Here is a 19,569-nt window from a genome sequence, read left to right on the forward strand (position 1 = left end):
CCTGTTCAGGCGCGCCCGCGTGGCGCCACTTGTTGAAAGTCCAGCTTACCCAGGCTCGACGCCAACTCCTCCATATAGCGGTCGAACACATAGCGCATCGGCGCCATAGCGTGGGTAGCCAATGCAAAAAAAGCTTCCGCGCTCTCACCGTCAAAACGCTCGGGGATCACCACCTGTTCCAGTCTGTCCAGTAGTTCAATCATCACGCGGGTTTCTACCCCAAGCGCAACCATCTCCTCGACACTCCTGTGCAACTGCTTATGCAAGGTAAGAAGGCGGCCTTTGTCGGAGCCCCACAGGGTGCCCCCCACGATGGCACCGGCACCGAGCGCTCGCACCTGGCCGATCCATTCGGCTACCCGCATAACCTTATACCAGGAGCGTTCGCGAGCCGCATCCGTCTGGGTGGTGAGCCGACAGATATGAAAAATATCTTCCATCAGCGTAAGAGTTGAAGCCACAAGCCGGCTGTGTTGATCGAAATTACTACGCAACTCCAATTCCAGGTTCGCTGCCTGCAGGCGCTGCCAATGGTTTGTCAATTCACGAAAATGCGCACCTTGGCGATGATCAGACTTGAGCAGTGGCTGCAATTGTTCGACGTAATGGGCGATCTTGACCTCTTGCTCCTGCAACGCGCGCTCAAGACCCGCTTCGCCCTTGCCGACCCTGTAGCTCAGACCCCGGTGATCCTGAAACAACGCCATTAACTGACGCAGGCGAAACACCACCGCCAAGCCCTCAGTTTGTCGGGCAAAGCGCAATTTGCGGTGATGGGCGTATCCACTTACCAACAGAAGTAAGACTAACAAGGGAATAAAAATGGAAAGCCAGATTTGCATTGACTGGTCAACCAAGACGGCACCCTATCGACATACTAAATCTCCCTAACTACACACGACAGACACAAATAGGCAACTTTAAAGCCAATAGATAATTATATGCGCCATCACACTCATAAATATACTCCACCGATTCATTCACTATAGATGCATACCGGCTTGGCCTCCGCCCACCGGATAAACGGCGGCAAAACCCCTCCTTGGCAATTAGCAAGGAGTGTGACAGAGCTAACACTGGGCCGTGAATGCTCCAGCCGTGTAGCCTTTACCATATAGCCCGGCACCGTTTTAGTTCGAGCTATGCACCGTAACAGGAAGCCCCGAGAAAAAGTAACCCCAGCAAACAGGCCTGCGGCGACGCTTCTAACTACCGCCCGACGCCGCAAAGGTGGCTATAAAACATGCGAAAACTTGCAATTTCCCGCTTCAAGTCAAGCTGTGTAAGCTGCTTTCTGAACGGGCTGTCGGTATAATCCCGCCCCGGATTTAGCAGCGGCTTTCGCTGCTCACCGCCAACTTATCAACCAGTAAAGGGGAATCACTTGGAACTCAACAGCGCATCCAAAGAACAGCTCGCCCAATGGGAACAAGATCTGGCTGCCGAATATCAAGCCATTAAGGCCAAGCAGTTGAATCTGGATCTTACCCGAGGCAAACCCTCTTCCGAACAGCTCAGCCTCTCGGATGCAATGGACGGTATTTTGAACGGTGACTACAAAACGGCTGACGGCACCGACACGCGCAATTACGGCGGCCTGGACGGTATTGCTGAGATTCAGGCGATTGGCGCCGAAATTCTTACTGCTCCGGTCGAAAACGTGCTCGCCGGCGGCAACAGCAGCCTCACCCTCATGCACCAAGCCATGTCCGTCGCCTACTTTTTTGGCCTCAATGGCGCAGATTCCGCTTGGAGTAAAGAAAGCACCGTTAAGTTCCTTTGCCCGGTTCCAGGTTATGACCGACATTTTGCGGTGTGCGAGCACCTCGGCATTGAAATGGTAACCGTGCCAATGACGGCTAACGGTCCGGATATGGACGTGGTGGAAAAGCTGGTGGCAGAAGATCACGCCATCAAGGGAATGTGGTGCGTACCCAAGTACTCCAACCCCACCGGCGTGGTATACAGCGATGAGACAGTGCAGCGCATCGCCGCTCTCGGCAAGGTCGCAGCGGCAAACTTCCGCGTGTTCTGGGACAACGCTTATGGTGTCCACGACCTTTCCGCAGAACCCGTAGCGCTTGCCAGCATATTTGACGCATGTAAAGCCGCGGGCACCGAAGACAGCGTGCTCCAGTTTGCGTCTACCTCAAAGATTACGTTCGCCGGCGCTGGTGTTGCGTTTATGGCTGCCAGTTCGGCCAATCTCGCGGGCTTTAAAAAATCCCTGGGCTTTATGACTATTGGTCCGGACAAAATCAATCAGTTGCGCCACGCTAAGTTTTTCGCTGCACCCGGTTCACTGAAGGCGCATATGGAAAAGCACGCGGCAATTATTAAACCGCGTTTTGCGAGTGTTTTATCACACCTGGAAGAAGCCTTTGGCAACAACGACCTCGGTCAATGGGAATCTGCTGATGGCGGTTACTTTATCTCTTTCGATACCCGCCCCGGGCTCGCAAAAGAAGTGGTAAAACTGGCTGGCGAAGCAGGCGTAAAACTGACGCCAGCCGGTGCGACATTCCCCTACGGCAACGACCCGCAAGACGCCAATATTCGCATTGCCCCGACTGTTCCTACCGTTGCTCAGGTAGACGAGGCCATGAAAGTGTTCGTCACCTGTGTAAAACTCGCCTCCGTTCGCCAGGCACTGGCGGCATAAATTAAAAAGCCGGGCATCCTCTTAGGAAGCCCGGCTTTTCGTTCTATCCGTAGGTCAGTTTTTTACGGATCAGTGCATTTACTGGGTTAGTGCTTTTACTGGGTCAGTATTTTTATTGGGTCAGTGCTTTCACGAATAGTCCCGCTGTAGTTGTTTATTCGCTGGGCGATTTATTCAGTCTCGTTGTTGCCCTCAACAGCTAACTGCGCCCTCTTAAATAGCACTGTTACGCCTGCGGCTCTTCATCCTCACGCATATACACTTTAAAGTTTTCACCGTAATCGGCGATATTTTCCTGCATGAGTTTAAGAAATTCTTCGGAGTAGTGGCGAATGGTTTCTTCGCTGTCCTCGATAAAATCCTTGCGCGACTCTGCAAAGCTCGCCACATAAAATGCGCTGAAGCGCGCAGCGGCATAAAGAATGGCCGAGCTGATAATTCCCGGGTCTGTGTTATCCGCCTCGCGGTTGGCCGTATCGATAAAGGCATCAACGGCATCCCAGAATTGGGTCTCTTCAGGGCTTAGCTCACTCATAGCGATGCTCCTCTAAATTATTTTTTACCCACATCAAAAATTCATCGACGGGCATGGGTTTGGCGAACAAATAGCCTTGGAACAGTTTACATCCCATAGCTTTGAGTTTATCAAACTGTTCCTTACTCTCCACGCCTTCTGCGACAACTTTCAGTCGCATATGCTTACCAATCGACAACATTGATCGCACCAGGGGTTCCGCTTGCGCGTCGCCCAAACCTTCTACGAAGGTTCGGTCAATTTTAAACCCGTCCAGGGGAAGATCTTTCAGATACGCCAGCGACGAATAGCCGGTGCCAAAATCGTCCAGCATCACAGAAATACCCGCGTTGCGCAGTTGATTGAGCTTAACCCGCGTGGTGCCCATATCACCCAAAATTGCCGTTTCGGTAACTTCGATGGAAAGCTGTTCCACGCGGATATTATTAAGCCGAATACCGGCCAGCGTTTTTTCAATAAAATCCGCGCGGCCGAATTGCCATGCAGAGATGTTAATCGCGATATCACCGAATGGTTCAATTTTCATGTCCTGCCATCGCACCAGATCTCCGGCGATGGCTTCCATAATCCACTCGCCTATAAGGTGGATCAGCCCGGTCTCTTCCGCTACCGGGATAAATACCGACGGCGAGATAAAACCATGCTCTGGGTGGCTCCAACGCACCAACCCTTCTGCCCCCACCACTCTGCCGCTGGCATCGACCTTTGGTTGGTAGAAAATTCCAAACTGGTTTTGTTCAAGCGCAATACGCAAACCCTTTTCCACTTGCATGCGCTCTTCAATACTTTTTTGCATACGGGGATCGTACACCGCATAGCAGTTGCGCCCGGCTTGTTTCGCTTTGAACAAGGCGGAATCGCCGCGTCGCATAATATCCAGAATCGTATTGCCGTGTTTCGGAATCATAATGACCCCCACGCTGGTGCCGATGGAAATCGTACGCTCACCCAGCATGATCGGCTTGGATAACAAGTTAATGACTTTGTTCGCCTGCACATCAATGGAAAGCGCGCTGATGTCGCTGCTTTGCGAGGTTTGCACCAGTACAAACTCGTCGCCACCGGCGCGCGCCACAAAACAGGAATCGGCAAAATGGTCGCGCAACCGCAACCCGACCAGTCGCAATACCTCGTCACCAACATCGTGACCAAGCGCTTCATTAATAGTTTTAAAGTGATCGAGATCCAGAAAAAAGGCCGTTGCACCCCAGTCGTTAGCCGCACAGTCGCGCACAACTTTGGCGAGGTGCTCATGCAGAGACGCGCGATTGGGCAGGCGAGTGACATAGTCTTCGTACGCCATACGACGCACGCGGGATTCCGCGTCCAAACGCTGCATCTCTGCGGCGATGCGGTCGGCGATCAACGCCAGAATCGGTTGAATATCGGTGCGGCTCTCCATGGAGCGATCATTTAAAATCGCCATACAGCCGATCACCTGAGCCAGGTCATCGTAGAGAGGAATCCCCATAAAGGATTCCAACTCATACGTCTGGATAAACGCATCCGCCGGGTAGCGCGCACTCAAACCACCGTTGATCTTGGCGGTGTATCCCTGAAACACCTCCTCCAGCAAGCCGGTGTGCGCTGCCAGGCTAAAATCCTCCATGGGTTTGCCACCGAGGTTTGCCGCAAGTGTTTCGAAGCTTCCGCCATCGTCATCCGGATTGTACTGAGCGAGAAACACGCACTTTGCGTGAAACATCTGCTGTACCTGAGCACAAATCAACTCAAAGAAATCCCCGTTTCCGGCCGCGCCTGCGGCCAGCGTTTTAAGCGTGTTTTCCACCGACTGTTCGCGCGTGATATCTTCCGCAATTAAGGTCACACTGTCGCGTCGCCCCAGGCGGCCCACTACCGGAAAAATTTTAAAACGGACCCAGCGATTGTGGTCGCACTCGCGGAAGCTTTCCGCACCCACCTCCAGTACCCGCTCCAGCATTTCTCCACGGTTGATGACACTCGCAACCAGTTCCACCAACCGCAGCTCCCGCCAGGGAGCAAGGGTGAACAGGTTGTCGCCCAATTGCAGCGTGTGCCCCCAAAGCTGACCTGCGGTGCGGTTCTGTTGCAACAGCTTGCCATTGGTATCAACCAGCTGGATGCTGTGCGGTGAAAGTGCGACCACTTGAGACAATCGCTGTTGGTTCACCTTTAATACTTCGCTCGCGCTGCGCTCCAGGTTGAGCTGTTTCTTCGACGTCCCCAATTCAGCCAGCAAACTGCGAATTTCAACCATCATGCTGGTGGTGACCAGCAGCACCAAAACTAAAAATCCGAACCCGATGATTTTGAACGAATCAGCGAGGCCGAAATCGACCACTACCCCGTAAGCAACTGAGCCAAACTGGATCACCACGTAGCTGTTAAAAAAGAGTGCGCGCGAGTCGTGGTTGTGCCAAAGCGCCCAGCCACGCTGAACACAAAATAAAAAGAACACCACGCCTACCATGTAGAGGCTGAATCCCTGCCACCCCATACTGCCCTGGATGCGGTGCAAGCTCTCGCCCCACGGCGTCACAAACGTCTCGAAATGAACGGACCCGACAAAACGTATCGACGCGGATGACAAATGGTCGAGCACCAGAAAAGCCACCCCCACGACAGCACCAAGCGAAAGCGCTTTGCGATGATGGCCAAACCCCGTATACAAGGATACAAAACCCACACCTAACGGAATCACGAAGGCGAGGCTCGCCGTTTGCCAGTGCAGGGCTGCAACCGCAGAAGAAAAGCTGTTCGCCGCCAGATACGCCGCGGTGGCAAACTGAAAACTGGCGATAGCACCACAAAGAAGGGCGAAGTAGCTGAACAGGCGCGGAGAGAACCCGACTCTCGCGAGTAAAAACGCCATCAAGCCGGCGAAGGCGATAAAACCTCCGGAAATGTAAAAAAGCGGATCGGCTATTTGCATGAATAATCGCTGAAATGAAAAACTGGGTGTAAGCGCGAACGCGAACTTGCTCACAGTTTAACATTTTGCCCTATTTGTTGAATAAGGCGACAGCGTCAGGCGTAAAATTTCTCCAGCGTCCGGACGACCAACTCCGGTTTATCCGCATGTAGCCAGTGGCCGGTGTTGGCGATAATTCGAACTTGCGCGCCGGGAAAACGGCTTAAGATTGGCGTTTTGGCTGCCAGTTGTATGTAGTCTGAGTTGGCGCCTTTCAAAAACAGCGTCGGCCCCTGGTACACCCCCTCGCGATTGGCCACCAACATTGCCGGGTAACATTCCTGCAACACAGGTAGATTCATACGCCAGCGATAACCGGCACCCTCTTTCACCAGATTCTTCAACAGAAAACTGCGCACTGGAGCCTCGGGCACATACTGTGCGAGCACCTTATCGGCTTCACCACGATTCGTGAGCGCGTCGATATTCAGCGCGTTGAGCCCGGCAAACACGTCGGTATGGTGCGACCCATACTGCACTGGCGCGATATCGGCTACAGCCAAATGAGAAACAGTTTGCGGTTGTGACAGAGCTAGTTCCATAGCCACCTTGCCGCCGAGCGAGTGACCGAACAGGCGAACCTGCGACAATGCCTGCTGCTCCAGCCACTCGGCCACAGCTTGCGCCATCTGCGCCAGATTGGTTTGATCGGTATGCCCGCTGCGCCCGTGGTTGGGGAGGTCAACAGAATACACCGTGTAATTAGGTGCAAGCAGGCGGGCGATCATGCCCAGATTTTCCAGAGACCCGAACAACCCGTGCAACAAAACCAGAGGCGGGCCTTCACCCGCCTGCTTGAAGTAAAGCGACATTAATCGTTCGGGGTGGGGGAAGGAAACGGAAATGGCCGGACGTTATCGGAACCCTTAACATCAACCACCTTGCCGGGGCCTTCTTTCTCAACTTCATCGATACGCACGATATTGTGCATGGGGATGTACGACCGTTTAACTCCGGCAAACTCATTTTTGAGTTTTTCTTCGCCGGGATCGACGACCAGCTTGGCGCGTTCGCCAAACACGAATTCTTCAACTTCGATAAAACCGTACATCTCGCTTTGAAAAATTGCGCGGGCGTATACTTCGTACAGTTGGTTGCGGTTGTAAAAAACGACTTTATACACGTGAATGGTACTGTCCTGGGCGCTAGCGCCTCGATTGATCGGAAACGTTGCGGGAATATGGCATCACCGGAGATTTTTTCAAGCCCCGAAATCAGTAGAGATGGCAAAAACCTATCGCTATAATGCGCGCTCACTTTTTGAGCTGCAAGCTGAATGTCTGAAGAAATTACTACTAAAAAGCTGTTTATCCAAACCCACGGTTGCCAGATGAACGAGTACGACTCCGCGCGAATGCAGGATCTACTCGGCGCCTCTCACCAGATGGTGCCTACCGACAACCCCGACGAAGCGGATGTTCTGCTGGTAAATACCTGCTCGATCAGGGAAAAGGCCCAGGACAAACTGTTCCACCAGTTAGGGCGCTGGAAACACCTGAAGGAGAAGAATCCGGAGCTGATTATTGGCGTAGGTGGCTGCGTGGCCAGCCAGGAAGGGGAAAACATCGCCAAGCGCGCGCCGTTTGTCGACCTCATCTTTGGCCCGCAAACCCTGCACCGGCTGCCGGAAATGATCGAAACCCCGCGCGAAAACGGCGCTGTGGTGGTGGACATCAGCTTCCCCGAAATTGAAAAGTTCGACCGCCTGCCAGAGCCGGAAGCGGACGGCGCCACAGCGTTTGTTTCAGTGATGGAGGGCTGCTCCAAGTACTGCACCTTCTGTGTGGTGCCCTACACCCGCGGTGAGGAGGTCAGCCGCCCCGCCCGCGACGTACTCAAAGAGTGCGCGCATTTGGCAGGCCAGGGCGTGCGCGAAATCAATCTGTTGGGCCAGAATGTAAACGCCTACCGCGGTGACGGCCCGGATGGCGTTGTCGATCTCGCCGAATTGATCACCCTGGTCGCCAAAATCGATGGAATTGACCGCATCCGCTTTACCACGTCACACCCGGTAGAGTTCACGGACTCACTGATCGACGTTTATGCTGAAGTCCCCGAGCTCGTCAGCCACCTGCACCTACCGGTGCAGAGCGGTTCGGACCGTATCCTCATGGCGATGAAGCGCGGCCACACGGCACTTGAGTACAAATCCAAAATGCGTCGCATCCGTCAGGCGCGCCCGGATATCTGTTTCTCCTCCGATTTTATCGTGGGTTTCCCCGGCGAGACCGATGCGGACTTTGAAGCCACAATGAAACTGATTGCCGATATCGGCTTCGATATGTCCTTCAGCTTCATCTACAGCTCTCGCCCGGGTACGCCCGCCGCGGATATGAAAGACGACACTCCGCAGGAAGTGAAAAAGCAGCGCCTGGCACTGTTGCAGCAACGGATTAATCAGCAGTCGCAGGACATCAGCCGCAAAATGGTGGGCAACACCGAGCGGGTGCTGGTGACCGGTTATAGCAAGAAGGACCCGGGGCAGCTTTCCGGCCGCACGGAAAACAACCGGGTGGTCAATTTCCGTTGCGACCAGGCGGAACTCATTGGCAAGTTTGCCGATGTGCTTATCGAGGAGGCGCTGCCAAATTCCCTGCGTGGAATTTTGTTGGGGTCTGAGCTGGATGATTGACCTCTTTTTGGAGTAGGCTATGCCCTACTCCCGTAATTTGGCGTATTACTCAACTTGACTGACACAAGCGACTTTACCAGCCTCACGCTGGAGCCCAGCGACTCTCGTCGCCTGGCTAACCTGAACGGCCAGTTTGATGGCCACCTCAAACAAATCGAAAAGCGCCTGGGCGTACAAATACTCAGCCGTGGCAACGTCTACCGCATTCACGGCGAAGGTTATGCGTCCGCTGCCGCGGTGATCGAACAGCTTTACGCGCTTACCGCCGAAGGGCGCGAACTCACACCCGACGAAGTACACCTGGCGATACAGGAATCCAACATGGACTCTCCCACCGCAACGGATGTTAAAGAAGCGTTCGACGCGATCAGCATCATCCGCACCAAAAAATGCACCGTCAAACCCCGTGGTGGCAACCAACAGGGCTATGTTGCTGCAGTGCGCACCAACGATATTAATTTCGGTATTGGCCCGGCGGGCACCGGCAAGACTTATCTGGCCGTGGCCTGCGCTGTGGAAGCCCTGCTCAAAGACGAAATCGAGCGCATTCTGCTGGTCCGGCCTGCAGTGGAAGCCGGTGAAAAACTCGGCTTCCTGCCGGGGGACCTGTCGCAGAAAGTCGACCCTTACCTGCGCCCCCTATACGACGCTCTTTACGAGATGCTGGGCTTCGAAACGGTCGCCAAGTTTATTGAACGCAATGTGATTGAGGTCGCTCCTTTGGCGTACATGCGCGGCCGCACCTTGAACAATTCGTTCGTTATTCTCGACGAAAGCCAAAATACCACACGCGAACAGATGAAAATGTTCCTGACCCGTATTGGTTTTGGCTCGACCGCCGTTATCACCGGCGACCCGTCGCAGATTGACCTGCCCCGGGGCCAGGCATCCGGCCTGAAACATGCGATTGGCATTCTGGACGGCGTAGAAGGCATCAGCTTTACTTTTTTTACTGCTAAAGATGTTGTGCGCCACCCGATTGTGCAGCGTATCGTCGAGGCGTACGACCGAGCTGAAGGCAACGACAACCGCGACTAATGCACATTCAACTGGATTTCCAGAACGCCTCCACAGTGGAAACGAGCGCAATGCCCGATGAGCGTGACCTACTGTCGTGGCTTAACGCGGTTTTCGCCAGCCAGCCGGCAACCTTTACCGAACCCAATATTTGTGTGCGCATCGTGGACGAGGGCGAAAGCGAGGAACTCAACAGCACCTATCGGGGTAAACACTCACCCACCAATGTGCTGTCGTTTCCCGCCGACTTGCCTCCAGGCGTCGACATCGAACTTTTAGGCGACCTGGTGATCTGCGCGCAGGTTGTTGCGCGCGAAGCTGAAGAACAAGCGAAGGCACCCGCCGCGCACTGGGCACATATGGTTGTGCACGGCTGCTTGCATTTACTCGGTTACGACCATATTGAGGACGATGAGGCGGATGCCATGGAAGCTCTGGAAACCAAAATTTTGCAGGCACTGGACTTTCCCCCGCCCTATGAACAATAATTTTTACAGGTCGGGCGCGTGCTCACCGTTCTAATCCCTCTCGGAGAATTTAGTTAACATGTCGGAAGACCCCTCGTCGAGTAGCTCCTCAGGTAGCGAACAACGATCCCGATCCTGGCTCGAACGCATGTTCCCCAGCTTTACCAGTGAACCCAAATCCCGCGACGAACTCCTGGACATCATCAAAGGTGCCGCCGAAAACAAGGTGGTCGATCAGGAAGCACTGAACATTATCGAGGGCGCGCTGGACGTCGCGAATCTGCAAGTCCGCGAAATCATGATTCCCCGTTCGCAAATGGTGGTAATCAAGTCCAACGAAACCCCCGAAGAATTTCTCCCGAAAGTCATTGAAAGTGGCCACTCCCGCTTCCCTGTCATTGGTGAGTCCAGCGACGACGTACAGGGCATTTTACTCGCTAAAGATATGCTCCCGCTGATTCTGCAGGGCCAGGAGGGTTTCGACTTTAAATCCGTACTGCGCCCAGCGAATATTATCCCCGAGAGCAAACGACTGAATGTGCTGCTTAAAGATTTTCGCGAGAAGCGCTATCACATGGCGCTGGTGATCGACGAATATGGCGGCATCTCCGGCCTGGTGACCATCGAGGATATTCTCGAGGAGATCGTGGGCGATATCGAAGATGAAACCGATGAAGACAACGAAGAGTTTATCCGTCAGGTTTCCGATTGCGATTACATCCTCAAGGCACTCACCCCCATCGAGGATTTTAATCTCTACTTTAAAACCGGCTTCAGCGACGAAGAGTTCGATACCATTGGCGGCCTTATTACCCAGGCATTTGGTCACATGCCCAGCCGCAACGAGACGGTGACTCTCGGCGAGTTTACCTTTCGCGTACTCTTCTCCGACGGGCGCCAGATACATTTGGTGCGTGCCACCCGCCACACCGATTAACCCGCCGCGCGATGCTCTCAGCCCACCCTATTGCGGCCGCCAGACCCGCGCCTCCCCGCCGCTGGCCGGCTGATATTCTCGCGTTTGTCGCTGGCGCTCTACTAACGCTTAATTTCGCCCCGTTCGACCTGTGGATGGTCGGGCTTCTGGGTGTGGCAGTTTTTGCTCACCTGCTGCCAGGGCTGCCCAACAAGCGCGCGTGGTGGCGAAGTTTTGTATTTGGGCTCGGCATGTTTGGCGGCGGCGTAAGCTGGGTGTATGTCAGTATTCACGATTTCGGATTCACCGGCGCCTTTCTCGCGGCACTCATGACCGCGGTATTTGTCGCATTCCTCGCACTGGTGTTTTCATTGCCGTTTCTCGCCTATCGGCGCTGGCAAACAATCACGCCTGTGGCCCTATTATTGGTGTTTCCAGCTATTTGGGTGCTCGGGGAATGGTCGAGAAGCTGGTTTCTCACGGGCTTTCCCTGGCTCTATCTCGGCTATGGCCATATTGGCAGCCCCCTGGCAGGCTGGGCGCCGGTCGGCGGGGTATATGCTGTCAGTTTTGCCGCGGTGTTTACCGCGACGGCGATTGGGTTTATCGGCCACCGTGCGCGTCCATTTTGGCAGGCGCAAAAATTTGACTGGCGTTTCGGTGCGGTCCTCACGGGAATCTGCACTCTGCTGTGGGGAGCTGGTTTTGTATTACAGCAGGTGCGCTGGACCCATCACAACGACACCGACCAGCTGACAGTCAGCTTGGTACAGCCAAATATTCCCCTCGAACTGAAGTGGAACCCACTGTACCGGCCACAGATCGTACGCACCTTGCTGGATCTTACCGAACCGGAGTGGCAGTCAGACATCGTGTTGTGGCCTGAAGCGGCGATTCCCTATCTCTATCACGACGCCAAAGGCCTGCTGGATGAACTGGAAACCCGCGCGCAGGACACAAACACCGCACTCATAAGCGGCCTGCTGTTCGACGACATAGAGCACGATAAATACTTCAACGCGATTCTCGGGCTCGGCACTGCACACAACATGTACTTTAAACAGCGCCTGGTACCGTTTGGCGAGTACATGCCTCTGGAAAAATGGCTGCGCGGGCTGATCGCATTTTTCGATCTCCCCAATTCGGTGATCAATCGCGGCCCGGCCAACCAGACTGGCTTGCAGGTTGGTGACTACAGCGTTGCACCTTACATCTGCTATGAAGTTGTGTACCCGGATCTGGTTGCCAGCAACCTGAACGGTGCAGAAGTGATAGTCACCATCAGCAACGATGCCTGGTTTGGCCATTCCATCGGCCCGCTACAGCACTACCAGATGGCGCAAATGCGCGCGCTGGAAACCGGCCGCTACGTTATCCGCGGCACCAATACCGGACTTAGCGGCATAATCGATCCGCGCGGTCGCACAATTGCAAGTGGCCAGCAATTCATCTCACAAAGCCTGCGCGGCCATGTGTATCGCATGCATGGCTCCACGCCATTTACTCAAACCGGGTCCTGGCCCATCGTGCTGTTGAGCTTATTCCTGCTGGGCCTGGCGAGCTTTGGCAAACGCATTCTTTTCGCACGTTAACATTTGCACACCTCCCTTTTGCTAACTAGGGTTAATTGGCCCGGTTGCGAAAAATCTGTCGCCTGAGTTCAGGTAAAAACATCCAGAAGCTTCTCGACCGCAGCATAGGATTTTGCCGTGACACTTGAGTTGTCGCACGCCTATGCCAGGCTAATTGTCGGTAAACACTCACCCCTATCGCCAAGGACACCTCAAGGATGAAAAAAGGCTTTCTCCGTGTGCTAACAATCGCAGCCACCTGTACGCTGCTCAATGGCTGTACCTACTTAACACAAGGCGTATGGGCGCCGGAAACACGCGGTGCGCAAGCCGCAGGCGAAGATCTGTTTGGCGATCACGCCAACCGTATCGTCTACCTGGAGCAAAACTGGGGGCCAGCCGACAGTTTGTGGTTTTACAACACTACCCAGGGTTCCGACCTGCTGCCATACGACATTTTTCTCTATCTCGAGCAAGCCGACAGTCGCAGCCTGTTTCGCTCAGACGAAAATATGCGCCACTATCGCTACCTGGTGCAAAACCCCACCAAGGATAACCCGGACGGTCTGCCCGTTGGCATGGTGAAGGACACCTACCTCGGCCGCGAATACATGGGGTTTACCTGCGCCGCCTGCCACACCAGCCAGCTGAACTATCAAGGCCTGGGCATTCGTATTGACGGGGCACCTCCCCTGGCCGATATGGATGGGTTTATGCACGGGCTGGAAGCCGCGTTACTGGCATCGCTGGAAGACGACGAAAAATTCACCCGGCTTGCCAAAAATGTACTCGGCAAGCACTACCCCGAAGGCAGCGACGAGCTGCGTGCGCTACTCGACGAAACCCATCAACGGCGCAAGGCCTATAACTACATCAACGCGCCGCTGCACGGCCCGCAACTGGTGGCCTACGGCTACGGCCGGCTGGATGCCTTCGGGCGCATCTACAATCGGGTGTTGCACCAGCTCACACCGGACGATTTCAACTTCAACCCTGCCAATGCACCAGTGAGCTACCCCTTCCTGTGGGACACCCCGCAACACGACTATGTGCAGTGGAACGGTGTTGGCGCCAATGCCAAAACCGGCGCACTCGGGCGCAACGTGGGGGAAGTCATGGGAGTTTTCGGCTCCATGGATCTAAGCCGTGAAACCCGCAGCAAAGGCTATGTATCCTCCGTGGATGTGCGCAACATTGTGCGTCTCGAACACCATTTGGCAAAACTCTATTCCCCGGTCTGGCCCGCCGATATTTTGCCCCCGGTCGACGAGACCCTCGCCGCTCGCGGCAAAGAAGTCTTTGTCGAGTACAGGTGCCACCAATGCCACCAGGCGATTATCCGGGACGATCCCAAACGACAGGTATTTGCCCAAATGGCCAGCTTGGACTTGATTGGCACAGACTCCACAGCCGTCGACAATGCTATCGCCTACCAGGGGAAAACCGGATACTTCTACGAGCGCGCTACACCCAAGAAGTTTGTCGACGCCATAGGCTCGCGCTACCCGGAAAAAACATCCGTTCTGCCCATGCTGGTCACCGCCGGAGAGGGGATTGTGAAGCAGCCAGACCCGGACAAAAGTTATATACGCCGCCTGTTCGAGCGTCTGTATGATGTGATAACGGCGGTGCGCGAAAATCCGGCCCCCGACGACTTACGCCAGTTGGATTTTCTCGCCAGCGACGCATTTCCAACCTATCTGCGCGCATACAAGGGGCGACCTCTCAATGGTATTTGGGCGACCGCGCCCTATCTCCACAATGGCTCGGTACCCAACCTTTACGAGCTGTTTCTACCGCAATGCGACAGTGAAGCACTGTTAGCTGGCGAGGTAACGCCGGGGGAAACCTGCCGGTCTGTCGAGTTCACCGTGGGCAGCCGCGAATTTGATCCGGACAAGGTCGGCTACGTCCAACGCTCAGCGGCTGAATATCCAGGCTTATTCGTGTTCAACACGCGTCTGCCAAGTAACAGCAACGCAGGCCACGAATATGCGGCGGGCAAAACACCAGTGTTACGCCTGGATGCTGCCAATCGTCCGATTCTGGACGAAAATGGCAAACCCCAGTTGGAGTGGCTGCCGCCTATTTCCAAAGCAGACCGCTGGGCTTTGGTGGAGTACCTGAAAACGCTTTAGCGCCCAAGCGGATTGCGGAGTAAGATTTCTATATCACCTCCGCTCTCCGCTACCTGTTTACTGTTCGGTTACAGACTCGTAAGACTTTCCCGTTATAATCCGGGGGAACCCTCAAAACCCCACGGATGATCATGCGTCATTACTGCCCACGTATTGCCAAACGGCTGCTGCTCGCCGTCGCCGTTCTGTTCCTACTGAATGGCTGCGCCACCAAAATCGCTTACCACTATCTGGATTTTGCGCTGGTCTGGACACTCGAAAAGTATGTCCAGCTGGATAAACCGCAAAAAAACAAGCTGAAAGAGGAAATGGCAGAGTTCCACCGGTGGCACAGAACCACCCAGTTGCCACTCTATTCTTCCTACATGGCCGGCTTTAAAAACCGCTACGAACAGGCTCCGCTTACAGGAAATCAGATGCACGCCGAAGTGGATCAGTTACAGGTGTATCTGGATACCTGCATTGAGCACTTGATGCCCTCGCTGGTAGATTTAGCCGCGAGCCTCAGTGACGAGCAAGTGGAAGAGTTATTGGCCAGCATCGCCGAAGACAGGGCGGACTACCGAAAAAAATATATCGATGTCAGCACTGAGGAGCTACATGCTGCCCGAGTGAAGGAGCTCGAAAGTAACCTCAACCTGGTGATTCGCTGGTTCAGCAAGGAGCAGGAAGCCGCCATGCTCGACTGGAGCAAAGGCCTGGTGCCCTATGAGAAGTTAACCCTGGCGCAGCAGGAAATTTGGGGTGAGGAGCTGGCAGAGGTACTAGCACAAAGAGACAACCGGGAAATACTGGAAACCGGTCTGCGCAAACTTATTTTCGTTCACACCGACCACTGGAACCCGGAGCTGGAGAGAATCGTGGATGAAAATCAGGAGAAGTCTTATCAGTTTCTCGCCGATCTACTCAATGGGCTTGAAGGGAAACAACGCGCCCGATTCATTGCACGTGTGGAACGGTTCAGCGAAGATTTTCACGAGATGTCAGGCGCGAACTAGCACCTGACATCAACGGTTAAAGGCCCTAACGAAAAGGGGCTTAACAAAAAGAGTTTAACAAAAAGGCCCTAACGATTATAGATCAGAGGCTTCCTTGTGAGAGAGCGACTGCCATGCTTCCAGATCGTTCAAGTGCCAACGGCGCAACAGCATCAAACCATCGTTTACCACAGTCCAGTACACGTCGATAATTTCAGTTGCCAGGGTAAAAAACTGCTGACTGCTGGTTTTGATCTCACGCCCTGAAAGCACATCCTGCTCTACCGTATTCAACAAGTAGAGCAGTTTCAATTCCAGGTTCTTGAGGTCGCCTACCGAGCGGAAACTGTTGTTCAGCAATTCATTAATGCGCTCCGCCTGATGGCGTAACTTATCGCTTTGCTCACGCGCGTATTTCAACAAAAAGCGCAACTTGCGGTCATTGTAGAAATCGACGCTACCCAGCGAAGCCGCATACACGGAAAGCCCGCGCACCTTGGCAATCTGCTCGATCATCTCCGGCAGCTGCCGGGCGACAAAATTGAGCACCTCAATTTTCTTAAACTGTTGTGGATAACTGCTGTCGTCGTCGCCCTGTTCGATCAATTGAGGCACCAGAGGCGGCTCCAATTGACGCGCCAGTGACACCAGCATGCTTTGTAACTGCTCAATAAAATGCGAGTGCAGCTCGAAGTTATCGCTGAGCTGGTCTTCTTCCCAGTTATGACTGATGGTAGACCATGCCAGATGCAGATTTTCTTTCTCGCGAGGAGAGAGCAGATCCCCAGTATTTTTAGCAAACCACTCGAGGGTCGCAAGACCGTTAGCCAGCTGACTTTGTAATTGTTCAAACCGATTGCGGAAAGCTTGCTCGCCAGCCAGTAAACCCAAGCTCAAACCACGACGGCGTTGCACGGCCTTGATCAACAAGTTGATCTGGTGGATTAAGTTGAGCACGTCTTCGCGCTGACGAAACGCCAGGCAAAAGCTGCCGAGGGCCTCTTCATTTGCTAGCTGTTCAATCGTCAGGTCGTCCAGGGCCGACAAATCAATCTCCGGTTCCACAGTCAGTGAAGACTTCTCTTTCATCGAAATTCTACATTGTTAACATTGCAAGGAGCTTAGCAACCCTCATACCACTACTAGGGCCAAAATTATCTTTTTTGTCTTCTCAGCAAAAACGCACCTAATAGAGACAAGATTAAGCTAAAGACCGCAGAGTTGCCTCACATTTCCAATGGCTTTAACGAACACAATTAGTTCTTTACCGTAATAATTGCACCAAATTTTATCTCTCCCACTCTACTAGACCACAGAGTGCACCAATTTATGCGCCATTATTTTGTAATTATGGAAAACATCTGTTGCAACTACGACAACCATCGTACAAACTTAACTACGAGCTTTATCGTAGTAAGCGAGGAATCACCCAGTGATAACACCAACCCAAGCGGAATTGGAAATTCTTAATATCCTTTGGAAATCGGGCGAAGCCCGTGTGCCGGATGTGCATGCGCTTTTGTCCCAACAGAAGGACATCGGCTACACCACCACGTTGAAAGCCATGCAGGTGATGGAACAGAAAGGTCTTTTACAACGCCGCCGCGAAGGGCGCAGCCACGTTTACGCGCCAGCAATTGCGGAAGATGCAACCAAAAACACCCTGCTGTCACGCTTTGTGGAGTCGACATTCGACGGATCTCGCAGCCGCATGGTAATGCAACTACTGGGTTCCCAAGCCGTTTCACCCGAAGAACTCGCGGAGATCCGGAATTTTTTGCAAAACCTGGAGGAAAACTGACATGGCCACTCTCCAATCAATGCTCGACCCAAACCTTATCTATGCGGCCGCATGGGCGCTGATCCACTCCCTGTGGCAATCCGCTATGGTGGCACTGCTGCTCGCAGCCTGGCTGCATTTTAATCAAGCACGATCAGCACGGGTTCGCTACCTGGTGAGTTGTTTCGCGCTCTGCGCTTGTGTTTCAGTATTGGCCACCAGCTTTTGGCAGTTGTTTAATGGTGCAGTCAGCGCGCAAATCGATGTTGTTGGCGTAAACTTGCTGGAAACCAACGGTATCTGGCACCAAACGTACAGTGCGCTTAATCCGCATCTACACACCCTTGTGATCTGCTGGCTGGTTGGATTTGTCATTCACGCGCTGGCTGATCTCGCAAATATCGCCTACAGTTGGCGGCTTCGTGTTCAGGCGGTACCTACCGCTAACGAGTGGCAGGTCATCACCGATGGGCTGCGCAATACGCTGGCAATAAAACAAACGGTTCGCTTACTGGAGTCCCCGGCAGTATCCAGTCTCTGCACCATGGGTCACTGGCGCCCGGTCATACTGTTGCCGCTGGGCTTGCTAACCCAACTGCCACGGGAGCAACTGGAAGCACTGCTGTTACATGAGTTAGCGCATATTCGCCGCCACGATTATCTGGTGAATTTGCTGCAGAGCGTTTTCCGCCATCTGCTGTTTTTTAATCCAGCCGTGTTGTGGATTTGCCGCCAGATCGATCAGGAGCGCGAAAACGCCTGCGACGATATCGCCATCACCTACTGTGGCAACCCCAAGCACTTTGCTGCTGGCCTCGCCAATATCGCCGAAATCAATCTGCACCAACGGGCCGTGCTCGCTGCGCGAGGCCGCAAAAATCTGCTGCTGGCGCGGATACAACGCCTGTTCACGCCGGCAGCGGGGGAATCGCGCATCGCAGAGCGGCTCTCAGCCGTGTGCTGTGCGGCGGGCCTTGCCATCGCCATAAATGTGAATGCCGCCGACATCGCGCCCCGCGAGGCTGTAGCAACACCAAACGCTAGCACCGCATTAACCGTTGCGACTGCGACGGCTGAATTGCCCAAACCACTCCTGGCCAAACCACTCCCTACCGCAAACGAACCTGCCGCAGTGCAGCGGATCGCGACCACCCAAGCCGCACCCGTCGCTGCCCCACAGGCCACAAGTGCTATAGCGGAGCCGAGGGCTGTACCACCAGCAGCACCCGTTGCAGAAACCGCTGCGCGGCATTATCAGCACTTGCAACTGGCACAGGCGCCAATGCCTAAACCTGAAGTGGCAATCAAAGCGCGCGCGCCCACACTCAGCCCGGTGAAAGTACCGGAATTTAATGAACTGATGCTGGCAGAAACGTTTAACCTGCCACTTGCACGGAAGATCGCTATCGAGCCCGTCGCCGTGCATTTCGCCGATATCTGGTTAAAACGCTTCCAGGCAAAAACCTCGACCAGCTATCAGGAACAAATTTCGCGAACCTATGCGGCCGAGCTGACAAAATCCCTGCAAAAGGCATTTCGCGCGGAGGGTTGGACGGTGGTGGATAGCAAAGATTCTGGCGCCATCCACTTACAGGCTGCGTTAATCGATCTCTATATTTTTGCCCCAGAAACCCCGGGAATAAAGCAGACTATCATCGCGCAAGCGGGGCAAGCCGGTATCCGCATGGCGCTAAAGGCACCTGATGGCGCAACCTTTATGACACTGGAGGATCACCGCAATACAGAAGATGCCAGCAGCGGGCCTTCGGTCGCGAACCGGGCGACCAATCTGCATTATTTCAAAAAGCTGATGGAAAGCTGGGCGGGCAGTGCTGCGACCTACACGGAGCAGGTAACAGCACTGGTAGAACAACAACGCAAGTAGAGCCACGCGATGCGCGCGGGCGCTAGCCAGCGGCTG

The 19,569-nt window shown here is 54.1% G+C and carries 16 protein-coding genes; 10 read left to right on the forward strand and 6 right to left on the reverse strand.

Annotation, left to right across the window (positions count from 1 at the left end; all coding sequences use genetic code 11):
* Positions 1-5 precede the first annotated feature (5 nt).
* Entirely contained in the window at positions 6-842 is an 837-nt protein-coding gene (locus tag TERTU_RS17155; protein ID WP_015818507.1) for a hypothetical protein, read from the reverse strand.
* A 542-nt stretch (positions 843-1,384) separates the two neighbouring features.
* Between TERTU_RS17155 and TERTU_RS17160 the strand changes: the two genes are divergently transcribed.
* Entirely contained in the window at positions 1,385-2,662 is a 1,278-nt protein-coding gene (locus TERTU_RS17160) for an aspartate aminotransferase type Ic (protein WP_015817195.1), read from the forward strand.
* A gap of 226 nt (positions 2,663-2,888) precedes the next feature.
* Here TERTU_RS17160 and TERTU_RS17165 read toward each other — a convergent pair whose 3' ends face one another.
* The 4 genes from TERTU_RS17165 to TERTU_RS17180 all read right to left on the reverse strand — a co-directional run bounded on the left by TERTU_RS17165 (position 2,889) and on the right by TERTU_RS17180 (position 7,273).
* Positions 2,889-3,197: a DUF3144 domain-containing protein gene (locus tag TERTU_RS17165; protein WP_015817761.1), complete on the reverse strand. Its 309-nt coding sequence runs from the start codon at positions 3,195-3,197 to the stop codon at positions 2,889-2,891.
* Positions 3,190-6,111 (reverse strand): EAL domain-containing protein, encoded by a 2,922-nt coding sequence (locus tag TERTU_RS17170; RefSeq protein ID WP_041590301.1) that lies wholly within the window; start codon positions 6,109-6,111, stop codon positions 3,190-3,192. The genes TERTU_RS17165 and TERTU_RS17170 overlap by 8 nt, the downstream gene beginning before the upstream one ends.
* Before the next feature lie 95 nt (positions 6,112-6,206).
* Complete coding sequence (locus tag TERTU_RS17175; RefSeq protein ID WP_015820492.1) at positions 6,207-6,962, reverse strand: alpha/beta fold hydrolase; 756 nt, start codon at positions 6,960-6,962, stop codon at positions 6,207-6,209.
* A complete protein-coding gene (locus TERTU_RS17180) occupies positions 6,962-7,273 on the reverse strand; it encodes a DUF1820 family protein (protein ID WP_015819632.1) in 312 nt (103 codons plus the stop codon). The genes TERTU_RS17175 and TERTU_RS17180 overlap by 1 nt, the downstream gene beginning before the upstream one ends.
* A gap of 153 nt (positions 7,274-7,426) precedes the next feature.
* Here TERTU_RS17180 and miaB point away from each other — a divergent pair, with 153 nt between their 5' ends.
* The 7 genes from miaB (at position 7,427) to TERTU_RS17215 (ending at position 15,889) form a co-directional block, all read left to right on the forward strand.
* Positions 7,427-8,782, forward strand: coding sequence for a tRNA (N6-isopentenyl adenosine(37)-C2)-methylthiotransferase MiaB (gene miaB / locus TERTU_RS17185; protein WP_015819932.1), 1,356 nt, complete (start codon positions 7,427-7,429; stop codon positions 8,780-8,782).
* Between the two features lie 54 nt (positions 8,783-8,836).
* Positions 8,837-9,820 (forward strand): PhoH family protein, encoded by a 984-nt coding sequence (locus TERTU_RS17190; protein WP_015818183.1) that lies wholly within the window; start codon positions 8,837-8,839, stop codon positions 9,818-9,820.
* Entirely contained in the window at positions 9,820-10,287 is a 468-nt protein-coding gene (ybeY, locus tag TERTU_RS17195; protein ID WP_015819033.1) for an rRNA maturation RNase YbeY, read from the forward strand. Before TERTU_RS17190 ends, ybeY begins: the two co-directional genes overlap by 1 nt.
* Before the next feature lie 58 nt (positions 10,288-10,345).
* The gene (locus tag TERTU_RS17200) at positions 10,346-11,203 is read left to right on the forward strand and encodes an HlyC/CorC family transporter (RefSeq protein ID WP_015818740.1); all 858 of its coding nucleotides are present in this window, start codon (positions 10,346-10,348) and stop codon (positions 11,201-11,203) included.
* Positions 11,204-11,214: 11 nt separating this feature from the next.
* Positions 11,215-12,774: an apolipoprotein N-acyltransferase gene (gene lnt / locus TERTU_RS17205; protein ID WP_015819427.1), complete on the forward strand. Its 1,560-nt coding sequence runs from the start codon at positions 11,215-11,217 to the stop codon at positions 12,772-12,774.
* A gap of 197 nt (positions 12,775-12,971) precedes the next feature.
* Entirely contained in the window at positions 12,972-14,891 is a 1,920-nt protein-coding gene (locus TERTU_RS17210) for a di-heme-cytochrome C peroxidase (protein WP_015818336.1), read from the forward strand.
* 131 nt (positions 14,892-15,022) lie between these two features.
* Positions 15,023-15,889: a DUF6279 family lipoprotein gene (locus TERTU_RS17215; RefSeq protein ID WP_015817868.1), complete on the forward strand. Its 867-nt coding sequence runs from the start codon at positions 15,023-15,025 to the stop codon at positions 15,887-15,889.
* Positions 15,890-15,964: 75 nt separating this feature from the next.
* Here the strand turns inward: TERTU_RS17215 and TERTU_RS17220 are convergent, their stop codons facing one another.
* Positions 15,965-16,957, reverse strand: coding sequence for a hypothetical protein (locus TERTU_RS17220; RefSeq protein WP_015819365.1), 993 nt, complete (start codon positions 16,955-16,957; stop codon positions 15,965-15,967).
* A 343-nt stretch (positions 16,958-17,300) separates the two neighbouring features.
* On the opposite strand from TERTU_RS17220, the gene TERTU_RS17225 reads away from it, so the two are divergent.
* Positions 17,301-17,669, forward strand: coding sequence for a BlaI/MecI/CopY family transcriptional regulator (locus TERTU_RS17225; RefSeq protein WP_015818683.1), 369 nt, complete (start codon positions 17,301-17,303; stop codon positions 17,667-17,669).
* Between the two features lies 1 nt (position 17,670).
* Positions 17,671-19,533, forward strand: a complete 1,863-nt coding sequence (locus tag TERTU_RS17230) for a M56 family metallopeptidase (RefSeq protein WP_015820261.1) — start codon at positions 17,671-17,673, stop codon at positions 19,531-19,533.
* Positions 19,534-19,569 lie beyond the last annotated feature (36 nt).

The sequence above is a fragment of the Teredinibacter turnerae T7901 genome, assembly GCF_000023025.1.
Lineage (GTDB): Bacteria > Pseudomonadota > Gammaproteobacteria > Pseudomonadales > Cellvibrionaceae > Teredinibacter > Teredinibacter turnerae_B.